This window comes from Maribacter sp. ACAM166 (genome assembly GCF_005771495.1).
Taxonomy (GTDB): domain Bacteria; phylum Bacteroidota; class Bacteroidia; order Flavobacteriales; family Flavobacteriaceae; genus Maribacter.
This window is the reverse complement of the sequence record NZ_VAUW01000003.1, coordinates 37,419-55,210: the sequence shown is the minus strand read 5'-3', so window position 1 is coordinate 55,210 and position 17,792 is coordinate 37,419. Positions and strand designations below refer to the sequence as shown.

The 17,792-nt window shown below is 35.1% G+C and carries 19 protein-coding genes; 14 read left to right on the top strand and 5 right to left on the bottom strand.

Going from position 1 to position 17,792, the window contains the following annotated elements; all coding sequences use genetic code 11:
• Positions 1-63: 63 nt before the first annotated feature.
• The 3 genes from ES765_RS02960 to ES765_RS02950 all read left to right on the top strand — a co-directional run bounded on the left by ES765_RS02960 (position 64) and on the right by ES765_RS02950 (position 2,768).
• The gene (locus ES765_RS02960) at positions 64-1,491 is read left to right on the top strand and encodes an amidohydrolase (protein ID WP_138111108.1); all 1,428 of its coding nucleotides are present in this window, start codon (positions 64-66) and stop codon (positions 1,489-1,491) included.
• 127 nt (positions 1,492-1,618) lie between these two features.
• Positions 1,619-2,113, top strand: a complete 495-nt coding sequence (locus tag ES765_RS02955; RefSeq protein WP_138111107.1) for an RNA polymerase sigma factor — start codon at positions 1,619-1,621, stop codon at positions 2,111-2,113.
• A 4-nt stretch (positions 2,114-2,117) separates the two neighbouring features.
• Positions 2,118-2,768, top strand: a complete 651-nt coding sequence (locus ES765_RS02950) for a hypothetical protein (protein ID WP_138111106.1) — start codon at positions 2,118-2,120, stop codon at positions 2,766-2,768.
• Here ES765_RS02950 and ES765_RS02945 read toward each other — a convergent pair.
• A complete protein-coding gene (locus tag ES765_RS02945) occupies positions 2,765-3,571 on the bottom strand; it encodes a lysophospholipid acyltransferase family protein (RefSeq protein ID WP_138111105.1) in 807 nt (268 codons plus the stop codon). The genes ES765_RS02950 and ES765_RS02945 overlap by 4 nt on opposite strands.
• 25 nt (positions 3,572-3,596) lie before the next feature.
• The gene (locus ES765_RS02940) at positions 3,597-4,238 is read right to left on the bottom strand and encodes an NUDIX hydrolase (protein ID WP_138111104.1); all 642 of its coding nucleotides are present in this window, start codon (positions 4,236-4,238) and stop codon (positions 3,597-3,599) included.
• On the opposite strand from ES765_RS02940, the gene ES765_RS02935 reads away from it, so the two are divergent.
• Entirely contained in the window at positions 4,237-4,953 is a 717-nt protein-coding gene (locus ES765_RS02935; RefSeq protein WP_138111103.1) for a peptidylprolyl isomerase, read from the top strand. The genes ES765_RS02940 and ES765_RS02935 overlap by 2 nt on opposite strands.
• 68 nt (positions 4,954-5,021) lie before the next feature.
• Here ES765_RS02935 and ES765_RS02930 read toward each other — a convergent pair whose 3' ends face one another.
• Together ES765_RS02930 and ES765_RS02925 are read right to left on the bottom strand one after the other, a co-directional pair.
• A complete protein-coding gene (locus tag ES765_RS02930; RefSeq protein WP_138111102.1) occupies positions 5,022-5,633 on the bottom strand; it encodes a trimeric intracellular cation channel family protein in 612 nt (203 codons plus the stop codon).
• 3 nt (positions 5,634-5,636) lie between these two features.
• Positions 5,637-6,362, bottom strand: coding sequence for an RDD family protein (locus tag ES765_RS02925; protein WP_138111101.1), 726 nt, complete (start codon positions 6,360-6,362; stop codon positions 5,637-5,639).
• 33 nt (positions 6,363-6,395) lie between these two features.
• On the opposite strand from ES765_RS02925, the gene ES765_RS02920 reads away from it, so the two are divergent.
• Genes ES765_RS02920 through ES765_RS02895 form a run of 6 tightly spaced genes read left to right on the top strand, consistent with a single transcriptional unit; the run spans position 6,396 to position 12,558 of the window.
• Positions 6,396-7,382, top strand: a complete 987-nt coding sequence (locus ES765_RS02920; protein WP_138111100.1) for a stage II sporulation protein M — start codon at positions 6,396-6,398, stop codon at positions 7,380-7,382.
• Positions 7,345-8,283 (top strand): hypothetical protein, encoded by a 939-nt coding sequence (locus ES765_RS02915; RefSeq protein WP_138111099.1) that lies wholly within the window; start codon positions 7,345-7,347, stop codon positions 8,281-8,283. Before ES765_RS02920 ends, ES765_RS02915 begins: the two co-directional genes overlap by 38 nt.
• A 1-nt stretch (position 8,284) precedes the next feature.
• A complete protein-coding gene (locus ES765_RS02910) occupies positions 8,285-9,007 on the top strand; it encodes a hypothetical protein (protein WP_138111098.1) in 723 nt (240 codons plus the stop codon).
• 1 nt (position 9,008) lies between these two features.
• Positions 9,009-10,241 (top strand): DUF4350 domain-containing protein, encoded by a 1,233-nt coding sequence (locus ES765_RS02905; protein WP_138111097.1) that lies wholly within the window; start codon positions 9,009-9,011, stop codon positions 10,239-10,241.
• The gene (locus ES765_RS02900; protein WP_138111096.1) at positions 10,219-11,217 is read left to right on the top strand and encodes an AAA family ATPase; all 999 of its coding nucleotides are present in this window, start codon (positions 10,219-10,221) and stop codon (positions 11,215-11,217) included. The genes ES765_RS02905 and ES765_RS02900 overlap by 23 nt, the downstream gene beginning before the upstream one ends.
• 6 nt (positions 11,218-11,223) lie before the next feature.
• Positions 11,224-12,558, top strand: coding sequence for a DUF58 domain-containing protein (locus ES765_RS02895; protein ID WP_138111095.1), 1,335 nt, complete (start codon positions 11,224-11,226; stop codon positions 12,556-12,558).
• 2 nt (positions 12,559-12,560) lie between these two features.
• Here the strand turns inward: ES765_RS02895 and ES765_RS02890 are convergent, their stop codons facing one another.
• Positions 12,561-13,025: a hypothetical protein gene (locus tag ES765_RS02890; protein WP_138111094.1), complete on the bottom strand. Its 465-nt coding sequence runs from the start codon at positions 13,023-13,025 to the stop codon at positions 12,561-12,563.
• Between the two features lie 185 nt (positions 13,026-13,210).
• Between ES765_RS02890 and ES765_RS02885 the strand changes: the two genes are divergently transcribed.
• The 4 genes from ES765_RS02885 to ES765_RS02870 all read left to right on the top strand — a co-directional run bounded on the left by ES765_RS02885 (position 13,211) and on the right by ES765_RS02870 (position 17,782).
• Complete coding sequence (locus tag ES765_RS02885; RefSeq protein ID WP_138111093.1) at positions 13,211-13,924, top strand: pirin family protein; 714 nt, start codon at positions 13,211-13,213, stop codon at positions 13,922-13,924.
• A 302-nt stretch (positions 13,925-14,226) separates the two neighbouring features.
• On the top strand, positions 14,227-15,327 hold the full coding sequence (locus ES765_RS02880; protein WP_138111092.1) for a Gfo/Idh/MocA family protein: 1,101 nt from the start codon (positions 14,227-14,229) through the stop codon (positions 15,325-15,327).
• 29 nt (positions 15,328-15,356) lie between these two features.
• The gene (locus ES765_RS02875) at positions 15,357-17,549 is read left to right on the top strand and encodes a M28 family metallopeptidase (RefSeq protein WP_138111091.1); all 2,193 of its coding nucleotides are present in this window, start codon (positions 15,357-15,359) and stop codon (positions 17,547-17,549) included.
• A gap of 5 nt (positions 17,550-17,554) precedes the next feature.
• Positions 17,555-17,782, top strand: a complete 228-nt coding sequence (locus ES765_RS02870) for a putative signal transducing protein (protein ID WP_138111090.1) — start codon at positions 17,555-17,557, stop codon at positions 17,780-17,782.
• Positions 17,783-17,792 lie beyond the last annotated feature (10 nt).

Below are 17,792 nucleotides of genomic sequence, written 5' to 3'. Positions count from 1 at the left end.
TTCTACTTTAAAACAATATTCTGTTTTTAGTATCTTTAAGGTCTAACTCAAACAATACTAAATATGCAAAAATCCCTATTTTTATTGGTTGCCCTAAGTGCAACCTTATTGTCAGTGAACGCACAAAAGAGCGAAAAGGAAATTTTAAAAGATTTAGAACAAAAAAGTGAATCTTACGGTACTATAGCCCAAACAATTTGGGATTTCGCAGAGATGGGTTATCAAGAAGAACAAAGTTCTGGCCTTTTACAAAAGACATTACAAGGTGCTGGCTTTACTGTTAAAAAGGGAGTTGCCGGTATACCAACAGCGTTTATTGCCGAATATGGTAGCGGAAGTCCCGTTATTGCTATTATGGGCGAGTTTGATGCACTACCCGGATTATCTCAAAAAGCGGTAGCCGTAAAGGAATCTGCAGGTAAGGTAGCAGGTCATGCTTGCGGTCATCACCTTTTCGGAACAGCATCTGCTGCTGCTGCAATATCAACTAAAGATTGGTTGGCTGCCAATAAAATGCAAGGTACCATACGATTTTATGGAACACCTGCGGAAGAAGGTGGCTCAGGTAAAGTATATATGGTTCGTGAGGGTCTGTTTAACGATGTAGACATTGCGTTACACTGGCATCCGGGTGCGCAAAATGCAGCAAGTGCTGGTGCAGCATTGGCAAATAAATCCGCTAAATTCAGGTTTTATGGAGTTTCTGCCCATGCAGCTGCTTCCCCTGAAAAAGGCCGTTCTGCATTAGATGGTGTTGAAGCTTTGGATATGATGGTGAATATGATGCGTGAGCACATACCGCAAGAAGCTAGAATTCATTATGTAATCACAGAAGGAGGTAAAGCACCGAACGTGGTACCAGATTTTGCAGAAGTGTATTACTATGCTCGCCATACTAACCGTGATGTTGTTATTGATATTTTTGACCGAATAGTGAAAGCTGCTGAAGGTGCTGCTTTAGGCACTGGCACTACAATGGATTATGAAATGATTGGAGGAACACATGAGTTATTACCAAACCTAACTCTTCAAAAATTGATGCATGAAAACCTATCTGAAGTAGGTGGTATAGCGTACTCCACAGAAGAGAAAGTCTTTGCTGATAAAATTGCGAAAACCTTAGGTATGGATAAAGCAGATTTAGCTGTAGCTAAAAATGTTCAACCATACAAAACAGAAGCAAGACCTTTTGGTTCAACAGATGTTGGAGATGTGAGCTTTACGGTGCCAACTGTCGGATTCAGTACAGCTACATGGGTGCCAGGCACATCTGCACATAGCTGGCAAGCTGTTGCTGCTGGTGGAACATCTATCGGCAGAAAAGGAATGATGGTAGCTGCTAAGACACTGACTAAAACTGCTATTGATTTATTCAAGGATAAAAAAATGGTGGAAAATGCAAAAGCAGAATTTTTAGATCAAAGAGGAGCAGATTTTAAATATATTCCTCTTTTAGGAGATAGGGCACCTGCACTAGATTATAGAAATTAAACAACAATTGTACACGTATAAAAAGTGCCAGGTTTACCTTGAGCACTTTTTTTATGCTTCAGAAAAAGATATATTGTAACAAATAAAACTTTCGTAAGACTAACATCGTAAGAACAACCAACCACTAGTGAACAAGGAACTGGAACACAAATTTGTGACCGAGCTGCAGGACAATCAAAATATTGTCCATAAGGTATGTACACTATATACAAATGACCGCGACTCTCATAATGACCTGTTTCAAGAAATCACGATTCAATTATGGAAAGCCTATCCCAAGTTTAGGGGCGAGGCGAAGTTTAGTACATGGATGTATCGAGTAGCGTTAAATACTGCTATAACCTTATACCGTAAGAATAAAAAGAGAATTGATACTGCTGATTACGAATCCATCATTTTTAAGATAAAGGCAGATGAATATGATGAAACTGAAGAATTACAATTAAAGCTGATGTATAAGGCCGTAAAGCAATTGGGTGACGTCGATAAAGCTTTGGTCTTTTTATACCTAGAGGATAAAAATTACACTGAAATATCAGATACTTTAGGGATATCAGAGGTAAATGCACGTGTAAAAATGAACCGTATCAAAACAAAATTAAGAACCATTTTGAAACCATAAAGGTATGACGGATGAACTGGAATTATTAAAAAAAGACTGGCAGAAAAAGGAGTTTGATATTCCTAAATTAAGCTATGAAGATATTCACAAGATGATATGGAAGAAATCATCATCCGTGGTCAAGTGGATATTGATTATAAGTATTTTGGAGTTTGTCTTACCTCAATTCCTATATTTTTTACCAGGAATGGAGGATAGCATGCAAGTATATAAAAATCTTGGCGTTTCTAGGTATTTTTTAGGACTTTCCATTTCGTACTATGCCGTAGTCTTTTATTTCATTTATCAATTCTACCTCAGATTTAAGGAAATTTCTGTACTTGATAATTCTAAAAATCTAATGAGAAAAATTATCAAGACGCGAAGAACTGTCAAATATTATGTGATATTCTCTTTAGCCATATCAACCTTGTTCTTTTTTGCCATAATCATGGCCATTTATTTAAACAATGATATTACCCATGCCTTTCCTGAAATAGGTAATCGTTTAAAAGATTTTTCGCCTGATAAATTAAAGGTAACATTAATGATTTCCTTGGGTATCTTTGGTTTAGTTTTTATAGCAGGATTATCCCTATTTTATTTCCTACTATACGGACTGCTTCTAGGAAAATTAAAGAAAAACTATACAGAATTAAGTCGATTGGAAATTTAGGATTTTTTCCATTTACGTTTTTTATTTTCCTCTTCGTAAGCCAATAAGTCTTTTTTAGAAATTACCTTTAAAAATGAAGGGTGCTGCTCAATGGCATACTCCAATTTCTCAATTATTGATTCGCTAGACTCATTATCGTAATCAAATTCCAACGGCTCTTTGATGACCATAGATTGTAGAATCCCTTTTTTCTTGATACGGAGCCCTTTTTTATCAAAAGAACGCCTAAAACCATCTATTACTACCGGTACTACAACTGGTCTATATTTCTTTATAATATGGGCAGTTCCCTTTCGTAATGGCTTCCAAGGTGTTGTTGTACCTTGAGGAAAAGTAATTACCCAACCATCGTTCAAAGCTTTACCGATACTAGAAATATCGCTCATTTTTACCTGTCTTTTAACATCTTGACCTTCTGCTCGCCAGGTTCTCTCTACACTTACTGAACCTGCATAGGCCATGATTTTGGTCAAAAGACTTTTTTTCATGGTCTCTGCAGCAGCTACATAGTACATATTCAATTTAGGTTGCCATATGTACCCCAGGTTTTTGATGGAATCTTCCCTTCCACTTAAACTCGCATTGAAAACATGAAACATAGCCACTACATCTGCAAAATAGGTTTGGTGGTTACTTACAAATAAAACATTTCTATCTGGTAAGTTTCGTATCACCTCAGAGCCATCTATTTCTAATGTATTAAAACGCTTATAGCGTTGATGCGATAACAAGGCCAATATACGAATCAGCCATTTTTTAATATATAGATTATGCCCGAAAGGGTTCGTCTTAAATAATCCCATAAATGCTAAAATAAATAAATATGCATTACAACACTTGCTTTATTAACTCTTTAATCTCACTCAACATCATTGCCGTTGCTCCCCAAACGATGTAACCATTTAATTTAAAGGCTGGTACCTCAACATCTATCGCATAAGAAGTAGTGATTTTTTTGTTTATAATTTTTGTTTCGTCCAAAAAATGCAATAGCGGTACTTCTAAAATCAGTTCGACCTCATCATCTTGTTTGATAAATGGTTTAGGATTTTTATAAAGACCTATAAACGGTTGTACAATAAAGTTACTTGGGGGTATAAAAATCTCAGATAATTCCTTTAAAACGGTAACATCAATAGGCTCTACTCCTACTTCTTCCTGGGTTTCCCTCAAAGCAGTAGCCATTAAATCTGCATCAGACTGTTCAACCTTACCACCTGGAAAACCTACCTGATTGGAATGTACGCCATTGTACGTTTTACGCAAAATGAGAAGTAGATTTGTCTCCTTACTTACTGCTGGATAGAATAACGCCATAACGGCCGCTTTTCTAGGGTTCTTCTTTTCTAAATTTATTTTCTTTAAGTCTTCTATACGACCTTTTGGTGCCATTTTATACTGCGAAGCCTCTCCCGGTAGCGGTAGATTTTTTATTTTTGATACTTGTTCTTCAAAAAAATCGAAATCCATGAAATTACTTAAATTCTGTTTGTATTTTATCTTCACGGCCGCACTAGCTGTAGGTTGCAAAGATACTTCTAAGAAACCTAAAATTACAACATCAACTACATCAGTAGCTATAGATTCTATCCAAAGTGAAACGAATACGAAAACAAAACCAGCTGAGAAAGAATTTGAACTTACAGAAGACAATGCTATAGAATTCTTTTTCAACTACGAAAAAACCTTAAAATCTAATAAGGTGAAAATTACCACAAGACTTGGTAGCTTTACCGTTGAGCTTTACGAGAATGTACCCTATCACCGCGCAAATTTTATATACCTAACCAGCAAAGGGTATTTTGATTACACCCAATTTCATAGGGTTGTCAAAAATTTTATTATTCAGGGTGGAAATTCAGATGATCGTAAAACTGGAAAAAAGAGAAGTGATATAGGTAGGTACCTTTTACCACCCGACACGGGCAAAGGACATCGGCATGATCGCGGAACTATTTCTATGCCTAGTAGCGAAATAGACAACCCACATATGCTTGCTTCGCCTTTTGAATTTTTTATCGTAGTGACGAAACCTGGCTCGTATCACCTTGATAATGAATACACACCTTTTGGTAGAGTGATTGAAGGAATGGACGTTGTTGATAAAATTAACAACCAACCTGTTGAGCAAGGTGATTGGCCTAAGCAGAATATTTATATTGAAAAAGCAGAAGTTATTGAATAGTTGACAGTAAACAGTAAACAGTAAAATAAAATATCCGGTTGGATTAAAGAACTTTCTTTAGTTGCTAGTTAGGAACTACTTCTATAAATGTTAGGTAATGAAATTTTAAATCGAACAGCCAATATTCTCATTATAATTATCGTCGCGATTGCCATACTATGAGCAATTGTTTTATTAATAGGGAATTGTATAAATATAAAGTAGACGACACCACCCAATATACATACCGTCGCATATATTTCTTTTCTAAATATTACGGGAATCTCATTACAGAGAATATCCCGTATTACACCGCCAAAGCAAGCCGTTATAGTACCTAAAGCAATGCACATAATAGGCGAAAGTTCTGCTTCCAATCCTTTTTCAACGCCCACCATGGTATATAGTCCAATACCTATAGTATCAAATAGGAAGAGTGATTTTCTAACATATTTCAACTGCTTTACAAAAATAATTGTCAAAATCACCGTCACTACTATAATAAGAAGAAACAGGGGTGCATTCAACCATCCTACCGGCTTAATACCTATTAAAAGGTCACGTAAAGTACCACCACCAACTGCGGTTACAAAGGCAATAATAAGTACCCCGAAAACATCCAATTTTTTATCCATGGCTACTAAAACACCCGAAATTGCAAATGCTATTGTGCCTAATATGTCAATAATAAAATAAAACATTGCTTATACCTTTTGAGTGAAGTAATTATAATCCTTTAAAACAGTATCCAAATACGCCATATCATACAAATTTGAATTAGTCTGCAATATACTATCAACCTTGTCTCTTAAAGCCCTTAATGTCTTAAAATCATTACTTCTTTTCGCTAAATTAAAAGTTTCTTTAATTAATCGTATATCCCTATCGGTCATTAATGTAACATTTGTAAAAACAGGTACATACGTATCTTCAACTTCTTCTAGAATCGTATGGAAAACTGTTGTTTCGTTTTTTGTGCTTATGACCACGGTACCTGCAGCTGTATCACCTAATCGTTGTCTCTTTTCTGAAAAGAGAATGGTCAAAATTCCTATTGAGCCAATGAACAACCAAATATCGACCAAGCGCAACATCCACCGTACTAAATAATTGCTCCAATGTACAGGCGAACCATCAACTTTTACTACTCTCATTTTAAGTAGCATTTTGCCTACTGTCCTTCCATCAAAGATACTATGCATCAATAGACTATAAAACATCGCCGGTAGTAAAATTAATGCCACCAGCCCCCTTTGAGTCCAGCGGTCATCATAAACATAACCAATAGCATCTCCAACCAAATTAACTAAAATAGAATACAGATATAGAATAAAGGCATCAATAAAAAAAGCTAGAATTCGTTCCCCAAGACTAACAATTGTATAATTAAGGTAAACATTTTGCGTTGTATTGATTTGGAGGTTATTCATTAAGTCTTAAATTTAACGTGGTAAACACTATTTATGCGCGAAGCTGCTTTTGTTAGGCAAAATAAGGAAAAATGGATAGTATTTGAAAAGGCCATTAACCTTGGGTCCAACACAAATCCAGATGAACTTGCCAATGGGTATATTCAATTGACCAATGACTTGGCGTACGCACAAACGTATTACGCAGAAAGTAAGACTTTATTGTATTTAAACGGGTTAGCTTCACAGGCGCATCAAAAAATATATAAAAATAAAAAGGAGAGCAGTAACCGTATTTTAGATTTTTGGCTGACTGAATTCCCTTTATTTTTCAAACAGTATCACAAAACGTTAGGTAGTGCATTCTTGATTTTTATTGTCGCATCTATAATTGGTTCATTATCTGCATTGAATGACGCCACTTTTGTGAGGCTTATTTTAGGTGATGCCTATGTAAACGAAACACTTAACAATATTGCAGACGGTGACCCAGCTGCAATTTATAAAGGTGGTAGCGAAATAGGAAGTTTTTTGGGGATAACCATTAACAATATTAGAGTCGCTTTTTTAGCCTTTTCTTTTGGCGTCATAACCAGTATCGGCACGGGGTATATTCTTTTCAGTAATGGTATAATGCTTGGCGCTTTCATTACCTTTTTTTATACCAAAGATGTCTTCTTTGAAGCTAATAAGCAGATTTGGTTACATGGTACAATTGAAATTTCAGTAATCATTATTGCTGGGTGTGCAGGTTTAATCATGGGAAACAGTATTCTTTTTCCTAAAACATACTCTAGGCGTACCTCATTTATGAAAGGCGCCAAAGATGGTCTAAAAGTAGTCGTGAGCACCATTCCATTTTTCATTATTGCAGGCTTTATCGAAGGCTTTATAACACGATACACCGACATGCCCAATTGGCTGGCATTTCTCATTATCTGTTCTTCCTTATTTTTAATTATTTACTATTATTTAGCATACCCTATCATACTCAATAAGAAACATGAAAGACAATTACATACCGTTACGGGTAAACCGTGATTTCGGAGAAATAATTTCCGTTTACTTTGACTTTTTTAAACAGAATATTAAAAACTTTACCAATGTTTTTATAAGCTATAATGGTATTTTTTTAATTGGCCTTCTAATTACAAGCTATTTATTGGTTTCAGGAGTTATTGGATTAATAGCAAATGAAACGAACCTAAGTTCTTTTTCCGGCACGATTGGCTTTGAAAAAGATTACTATGTATCTCTGATTGTTGGTGGTGTTCTGTTCTTCGTTATTTTCATTCTCATTGCTATTTTAAACTATTCGTTAGCTAGTGGTTATATGATAAAATATGTTGAAAACAAAAATCAAAATTTTGATAAAAAGGAAGTTTGGGAATTTGCAAAAGGTCAGTTTGGGAATGTTGTCCTTTTTATACTAATACTAATTCCCATTTACCTCGTTTTCTTCATCGCTTCAATAATTTTAGCAATCATTCCTATTTTGGGCATCTTTATACAATACATCGTTCAGTTCTTTGTAGCTGCATGGCTCGGTGTTTCGTTTTTTGATATGTTGGATAAGAAAAAAGGGGTCACAGATGCTTTAGGCGAAGGCTGGCGATTGGTAACCAGTAATTTTTGGAAATCTGTTGGAGTGAATTTTATATTAGGACTGTTGTTAGGTATCTTACTGTTGATTGCACTGATGATTCCTGGAATTATTATAGGTATTTACACCTTTCATGTAGTAGAAAACATTGTGGACTATGCTCACTCTGTTCTATCTACCGTAATTTACACTTTGGGAACATGTTTTGTCTTAATTATCGCTGTATATGGGCAATGTCTCACCCAATTTATTAATGGAATCTTATATTATGCCTTACATGAAAAGACCTATAACGAAAGTACACGGGCGACCATAGAACAAATAGGGCTCAACGACTAATTTGAAACACACCTTTATCCTTTTCATATTGTTCTTTATTCCCCTATGCACATGTGCAGAAGAGAGAAATGATAGTATAGTGCGTATTGATTCTTCTTCTATTGTAATACAACGGAAGTTAAATGAAGACTTCTCCAAAAAATATTCTGGTGAAGAATTTAAGTACACGGCTAAAACAGGAGAATCCCAAAACCTACTTTCTCGCTTTTTAAACTGGATAGGACAGCGTATGCAAAACATATTTGGCATAGAATTACCGCCTCAATTACTACAATTTTTAGAGTATCTCATTTACCTTTTACTATTCTTATTGGCAATTTATGTATTGGTAAAAGTGTTTAGCAATGAAAGTTTCAGTTCCATTTTCAATAAAAAAGCTAAAAATCTTAATAGTGTCGAACTCAACGAAGAACATATCGAGACCATAGATTTAAATAATCTATTAAATATCGCATTAACAAATAAAGATTATCGCCTGGCTATTAGATATCAATTTCTGATTACCCTACAAAAACTGTCTAAAAAGGACGTTATTCAGTGGCATTTTAAAAAAACAAATACTGATTATTTGACCGAAATAAAACAACCGTCACTGCAACATGGTTTTAAGAAAGTAGCCTACCTCTATAACCATATATGGTATGGGGTACAACCCATTGATGAAATAAAATATGAAAAATTCATTTCAGATTTTGAATCCATTAATAAACTAATTCCGCAATAATTTGGAAAGGCGTTCAAAAATTATACTTGTTTTTTTAATAGCGGTACTCATTGGTATTATCGTTACTGAAATAGTACGCCCCAAACCCATTAATTGGAGGCCTTCATATACTTCTAATTCAAAAACACCTTTTGGATGCTTTGTGTTATATAGTGAACTACACTCAATTTTTCCGAATAATGAAATCGAGACTATTGAAGAAAGTATGTATAGCGTTCTCACTAAACGTGATTCTTCGCAACTTTCAAATTATCTTTTAATCAATAATACTATTACGTTTGATGAGCAAGAATCAAATCAATTATTGAACTATGTAGCCGAAGGGAATCAAGTTTTTATTGCTGCAAATGAACTATACGGGGTTTTAGCCGACACCCTAAACATTGAAATTGAACGACATTATGATTTTAAGGAAGATACTGCTAGTGTAAGTTTAACGAATAATAGATTTAAAGCGGAGACTTTTGAATTTAAAAGAGGTGCCAACCCTGCATATTTTATTAGAATTGATACTTTAAACACCATAATTTTAGGGCACATTAGTTTTAAAGATAAATCGCTCTTAAATACCTCTGAAAATATAACCGCCAAAAAACCAAATTTCATAAAAACGAAATTCGGTGAAGGAAGTTTTCTGATAAATACACTACCCGTTGGGTTCACCAATTACTATTTATTAAGTGACTCTAGTTCGTATAGCATCAACAGTCTTTCCTATTTAAAAGACCACTATTTATATTGGGATGACTACAAAAAATCGGGGCGAAAAATTATTACTTCCCCTTTGCGTTTTGTATTAAACCAGCCAACCTTAAAATGGAGTTATTACCTTACTATAATAGGTTTATTACTTTTTGTTATTTTCAAGGCGAAGCGAGAACAACGTAGTATCCCTATCATAAAACCTTTGGAAAATTCTTCGGTTGAATTTGCAAGAACTGTTGGTTCACTTTATTATCAAAACAAAGATTACACCAACTTGAACAGTAAAAAAATAAACTACTTTTTGACTTATTTAAGAAGCAGATATTACTTAGACACGTCGATTTTAGATGAAAAGTTAATGACGCAACTAGCTGCTAAATCAGATAAATCTATTGAAGAGACAAAAAAATTAATAAAATTTATACTGGGTTTAAAAAACAAACCTTTACACACAGAACAGGATACAATAGCCCTGTCAAGAAAAATAAATACATTTAAAAAATCTTATGGAAGATACAATACAAGATGACAACCCACTAGAATTTAATTCTCGTCTAGACCTCACTAAACTTCAGGAATCTGTTGCCAAGGTTAAGTCAGAATTAGGTAAGGTAATCATCGGTCAACAAGACATGATAGAACTATTGATTGTATCTATCTTGGCAAACGGACATTCATTAATTGAAGGAGTTCCAGGCGTTGCCAAAACCGTTACGGCAAAATTACTAGCAAAAACAATGAACGTTCATTTTAGTAGAATACAATTCACACCAGATTTAATGCCAAGTGATATTCTAGGAACTTCCATTTTTAATCTAAAAACGTCTGAATTCGAATTTAAAAAAGGTCCGATATTTTCAAACATTATTTTAATTGATGAAATAAACCGTGCTCCTGCAAAAACACAAGCAGCCCTTTTTGAAGCTATGGCAGAGCGGCAAATAACAATTGATGGTCAAACATATGAAATGGAGCCTCCATTTTTAGTGTTCGCTACGCAAAACCCTATTGAACAAGAAGGCACCTATAGATTACCCGAAGCCCAATTGGATCGTTTCTTATTTAAAATCAATGTTCACTATCCTTCCCTTGAAGAAGAAATTCAAATTTTAGAAAATAAGCATCAGCAGAAAAATACTAATGTCGAAGGCCTTATTGATTCAGTTCTTTCCGCTGCAGAAATTGCAGCGTATCAAGATGTAATAAAAGACATTATCGTTGAAGATAATTTGCTTAAATATATTGCGGCAATCGTCAACAATACCAGAACGAATGCCAACCTCTATTTAGGTGCGTCACCAAGAGCTTCTATAGCAATTTTAGATGCTTCAAAGGCGGTTGCAGCTATTAATGGTAGAGATTTTATTACTCCTGATGATATAAAAAAAGTCGTAAGTCCTATTTTATGTCACCGAATCATATTAACACCCGAACGTGAAATGGAAGGCTTAACGGCTAAAAAAATGGTTCAAGATTTAATTCAAACCATAGAAATTCCAAGGTAAGTAACCGTGAAAAAGACATTCAAAAATACATATCTTCAAAAACGATTTTTCCTGCTGTTAGCGGGAGTAATTGTTTGTTTCTTGGTTTCATACATTTTTGAAAGTATTACTATACTCGCTAAATCAATATTTTATGTTTTATTGGTATTTAGCCTTGTCGACATATTGCTGTTATTTTTATCGAAAGGTACTCTTATTGCTGATCGAATTGTTTCGGATAAACTATCGAACGGAGATGATAATCAGATACAAATTAAAATAATCAATGAATACCTATTTGGAGTTTCCCTGAAAATTATTGATGAACTTCCGTTTCAATTCCAAAAGAGAGATTTTATTATATTTAGCCAATTAAAAAGTGGTGAACAAAGAAAATACTCCTATACGGTTAGACCTGTTGAAAGGGGCCTATATAACTTTGGTAAGTTAAATGTATTTACAAGTTCACCTATTGGTTTTTTTGCACGAAAACACACCTTTAACCAAGATAAGGAAGTGCCCGTTTACCCCTCCTTTTTACAGCTTCGAAAATACGACCTTATGGCATTTAGAAATAGACTTTTCGAACATGGTATTAAGAAAATAAGGCGCATAGGACATACTATGGAGTTTGAGCAGATCAAAGATTATATACAAGGTGATAATATTAGAAATATAAATTGGAAAGCCACAGCCAAAAAAGGGCAACTGATGCTTAACCAATTTCAAGACGAAAAATCACAACCTGTTTATTCCGTTATCGATAAGGGCAGAGTGATGAAAATGCCTTTCGCTAGACTCAGCTTATTAGATTATGCCATAAACTCTACACTGGTTATCAGTAACATCGCACTTAAAAAAAATGACAAGGCCGGTATGTTTTCCTTCAGTAATAAAGTAGAAAATAGAGTTGTTGCAGAACGTAGAAGTTCACAAATGAATCTCATTCTTGAAACGTTATATAATCTTAATACGAATTTTGTAGAAAGCGACTTTAGCAGGTTATATATAGAAGTCAAAAGAAATTTACCACAAAGAAGCCTATTGTTGCTTTACACGAACTTTGAAACGTTAGATGCGCTACATAGGCAATTACCCTATTTACAAGCAATTGCAAAACAACATCTATTAGTGGTCATATTTTTTGAGAATACTGAACTTCTTTCATTTGCCAATGAAAAAGTGAATAACACCGTAGAAATCTTCGAACAAACTATAGCTGAAAAATTCATTTATGAAAAGCAATTAGTAGTTAATGAACTACGTAAATATGGCATTCAGACCATCTTGACGAAACCAGAAGAGTTGACGCTAAACACCATTAATAAATATTTAGAAATTAAGGCTAAGGGCCTATTATAATATCATCTAAAATAGTAAGCTGCTTGTAATTCTGAAGTAATATCTCCAGTACCATTTTCATAACGTACAGTCAAGTCAATTTCCTCTTTATGCTCTAATTGTGTTACCAAACAACCACAATTCTTACCACGCCCACCTCTTCTTCTACTATTCCCCAAAAACACTTCTAATGCTAGTGCTGAAACTACCCCACCAATGGCGGTAAAAAGAACATCCCTTTGTTCCCATGAAGCACCACTTGGTTGGTCGTATAATGTTTCCTTTGCCAGGCCAGCAACTAAACTGCTACCCACAGCTCCTGCCCATATCCAACCACGTTGCCCATTAAATATCTTGTGAGCCGCATATCCGCCAACACCACCAATGACAATTCCTGCTCCAAAATGTTTAACAGTATCAGCACTATCTTGAGCCTTAATACTCAAAAATGAAAGTGACAAAAATAAAAATGAAATTGATTTAATCATGAACAGGGAATTTTTTGGAATAACGTTTATTCCCAACTAATAGTATATAATACCTATTGCATTAATATTGGATCCTATCGAGTAAAACCCTACTTTTTGAATACTAGAGATTCTAGAAAACAATTCACCTTTTGTAAATATTTGGTTATGAATAAGACTAACTTTAGATTATAAATAGCGTCTAAATGAAAATGATTTTACATAAAGCAGACACTCGAGGTCATGCAGATCACGGTTGGTTAAAATCCTTTCACAGCTTCAGTTTCGCAAATTATCATAATTCAGAACGAATGAACTTTGGGGTTTTAAGAGTCTTAAATGACGACATAGTTGCGGCAGGGCGTGGTTTTGGAACACATCCACACAGTAACATGGAAATTATCTCAATTCCAATAGAAGGTGATCTCCAACACATGGATGATATGGGGAACTCAACAGTAATTAAACAAGGAGAAATACAGGTTATGAGCGCCGGGACTGGAGTATCGCATAGTGAATACAATAAAAATAAGGATGACTTGGTGAAATTTCTTCAAATTTGGGTATTTCCAAATAAGAAAGATGTGACTCCACGTTACGACCAAGTTTCGATTAAGAGTATTGAGACCAAGAACAGCCTCTATCAAATACTATCACCTAACCCAGATGATGATGGGGTCTGGATTCACCAAGACGCATGGTTTCATTTAGGAAATTATGAATCTGGAAAAACTGATTCATATACTATTAAGAAAAAAGGTAATGGCGTTTATATTTTTATTTTAGAGGGTGAAATTGAGGTGATTAACCAACTATTGAATAAGCGAGATGGTCTTGGCATTTGGGAAACCGACTCATTTACTTTAAAAGCAAATAGCGAAGCTAAAGTACTCGTAATAGAAGTACCCATGGTGTTTTAAAAATACGGTTTCAAATTAGCCATAAAAATTTTGCTTCATACGTCTCTTTTTCGTTTGGTCATTCGTATTTAGAACCTATTGAATGGATTATCATAACTTGATTTATGGTAAATTTTCATAAACTAAGCCTTTGCCACTCTTTTGTATACTATTTAGATGGTGTTAAGTATTCAATAGGGTTGGTTTAATATAAAAAATAGAGTACCTTTTCTACCAATTTTACATATCTATTCTACATGCATAACAGCAGGATATATTATAATATTCTTGGCCAGCATATTTAGATACAAACCCTATGGAATATGATTAAATACTGCATTCTAATTTTGATTACTTTATCAACACTTTTCATCCATGCGCAAGAAAATACATTGAAATTAGGCGTTGCCGGACTCACTCATGGTCATGTAGGATGGATTCTTAGTAGAGAATCTCAATCAGACATGAAAATGGTTGGGATTGTAGAGCCAAATAAGGCTTTAGCTAACAAACTTTCTAAAGAATTTGGATTCTCCATGGATATTGTTTTTGACACTATGGACGAAATGATTAAAAAGGTTAAACCAAATGCGGTAGCTGCCTTTGGCGATATCAAAGCACATTTAAGTGTGGTCGAAGCTTGTGCTCCAAAAGGCATTCATGTTATGGTAGAAAAACCATTGGCAACCACTCTAGAAGATGCTCAAAAAATAGAAGCTTTGGCCAAAAAACATAAAATACATGTTCTAACGAATTATGAAACCTCATGGTACGAAACCAATGTTAAAGCAATTAATTTTTTAAATGAAGGTACTATTGGTGATTTAAGAAAGGTCATTATAAGAGATGGACACAAGGGCCCAAAGAAAATAGGAGTATCGAATGAATTTTTAGAATGGTTAACAGACCCAGTATTGAATGGTGGTGGTGCAATCACGGATTTTGGTTGTTATGGTGCAAACCTAATGACATGGATTATGAAAGGAAAAAAACCGTTAACAGTAACTGCCGTCACACAACAATTACAATCAGAGAATAACCCGAATGTAGATGATGATGCAACGATTATTTTAACCTACAAAAATGAAATGGCCATACTAGAGCCTTCTTGGAACTGGCCAATTGGTAGAAAAGACATGGAACTGTATGGAACAAAAGGGGCTATATATTCTGATAATCCTACTCAACTAAGAGTACGACTTTCAAAAGGCTACAGCGATTACACCGAAGAAACATTTCTTTTACAAGAACGAAAAGAACCATTTAATGACCCCTTTTCTGTGTTTGCGGCAGTGATAAATGGAAAATTACAATTAGAACCCTATAATGTATATGCTTTAGAGAATAATATGGTTGTTATGGAAATTCTGCAAGCAGCCATAAACAGTTCTGAAACAGGATCAACAATTAACCTAAAAAACTAACCCAACGTAAACTCTTATATTATATAATTATGAAACAATTACTTACTTCTCTATTACTACTTTCATTCTTTACTAGCTTTTCTCAAAATTCTATAATCGGTTTTTCACCCGATAATGTCAACAAAGAACTTGAATTAGAAAAAGCTTTTGAAGCAAAATTAAATCCCACAAATTTAGATCAATGGATGCAGAAAATGTCCGCCGAACCGCATTGGGTCGGAACTAAATTTGGTGAAGAAAATGCCAAATGGATTCAAAGTCAGTTCAAGTCATGGGGTTATGATGCAAAAATCGAAACCTATCATATCTTATTCCCCTACCCGACAGAAAGAGTTTTAGAACTAACCGGACCCACAAAATACACGGCCAAACTAACGGCGGTTCCTGTTGAGGGTGACCCATTTACTGCACAAGGTGATGCATTACTACCTAGTTACAATGCATTTTCTACCGATGGTGATGTGGAAGCTGAGCTCGTTTTTGTTAATTATGGTATTCCAAAAGACTACGAAGAATTGGAAAAACTAGGCATCAGTGTAAAAGGTAAAATCGTTATTGCAAAGTATCAAGGTTCATGGAGAGGTATTAAGCCTAAGTTAGCTGCTAAAAATGGAGCTATAGGTTGTATTATTTATTCTGACCCAGAAGATGATGGTTATGGGCAAGGAGATGTCTACCCTGAAGGAGCTTTTAAAAATAAGACGGGGGTACAACGTGGCTCTGTGATGGATATGCCAACATATCCTGGTGATGTTTTGACTCCGGGTTATGCAGCCACCAAAGATGCTAAAAGATTAGATAGAAAGGATGCACCTACAATTACCAAAATTCCTGTGTTACCAATTTCTTATGAAGATGCACTACCGTTATTATCAGCCTTGGAAGGTACTGTTGCTCCAGAATCATGGCGTGGAGGATTGCCAATAACCTACCACATCGGTCCGGGTCCTGCCAAAGTACACTTAAAACTAGTTTTCGATTGGAAACTGGTTCCTGCCCATAATGTTATTGCAACCTTAAAAGGTTCAGAGTTTCCTGATCAGTGGGTAATGCGAGGTAACCATCATGATGCTTGGGTACATGGTGCAAACGACCCTATAAGTGGCATGGTTGCACTTATGGAAGAAGCACGTGCAATTGGCGAATTGGCAAAAAAAGGTCAAAAACCTAAACGTACATTGGTGTATTGCGCATGGGATGCCGAAGAACCAGGCCTCATTGGTTCTACCGAATGGGTAGAAGACCATAAAAAGGAGTTACAAGACAAAGTAGTCGCCTACATCAATACCGACGGTAACGGTCGTGGATTCTTAGGTGCAGGCGGTTCGCATTCACTACAAGCAATGGTAAGTGAAGTTGCGGGTACAGTAACTGACCCACAAACTAAAGTTTCGGTTAAAGAGCGAAAAATTGCCGCAAATATGGTAAATGGCGGTGATGACTCTTTTGAACTGTATGCTTTAGGATCAGGTTCTGACTATACCCCATTTATACAACATGCAGGTATTGCTGCTTTAAATTTAGGTTTTGGTGGAGAAAATGACGGTGGAGAATACCATACTATTTATGATACGTATCCGCATTACAAAAGATTTAAAGACCCAAATTTCGACTATGGAGTGGCCTTAGCAAATACTGCTGGTCGTATAACACTACGTTTGGCAAATGCTGATGTTATTCCATTAAATTTCACACAATGGCATGCTACAGTTTCAACTTATTTGGGAGAAATAATTGACGAGACTGATACGATGCGAAAAGGAGTAGAAAACCACAATAAGTTAGTATCTCAGAATGCATATGTATTAGCAGCAGACCCTACAAAAGAATACAAAAAACCTATTAAAAAAAGTATAGTCCCTTTCATTGATTTTTCTCCTTTACAAAATGAATTGGTTACGCTGAAGGAAACTATTACAGTTTTTCAGGAGATGAATACTTCAAAACTATCTAAAGACGCGAAGAATGAACTCAATAAAAAACTAATTCAAGCAGAACATATGCTAACTTCTGAAAAAGGACTTCCAAGAAGACCTTGGTTCAAACATCAAATTTATGCACCAGGATTTTATACAGGTTATGGCGTAAAAACACTCCCTGGGGTTAGAGAGGCGATTGAGCAAAAAAATTGGAAAGAGGCGCAAGAACAAATTGAAATATTGACTAAAACGTTTAAGAATTTCAATGCCTTTTTACAGGATATGAACGTTAACTTAAAATAACAAATATGGACTCAAACTATACCAAAGTATTTGGAGGTAACAGTATTAAGGCGCATCGAGTGGAACTTACTTTACGAGATAATGCTATTGAACCAATTGTTAAAGATGAAAGGGAATCTGCACGTTTAGCAGGTTTTGGATCACCACTATCAGATTTGATAGAAATTTTTGTTCATAAGGATGAAGAATTAAAAGCCCTGGCGCTTATCACGAAGTTGAATTGGGACGAATAAAAACTAAAAA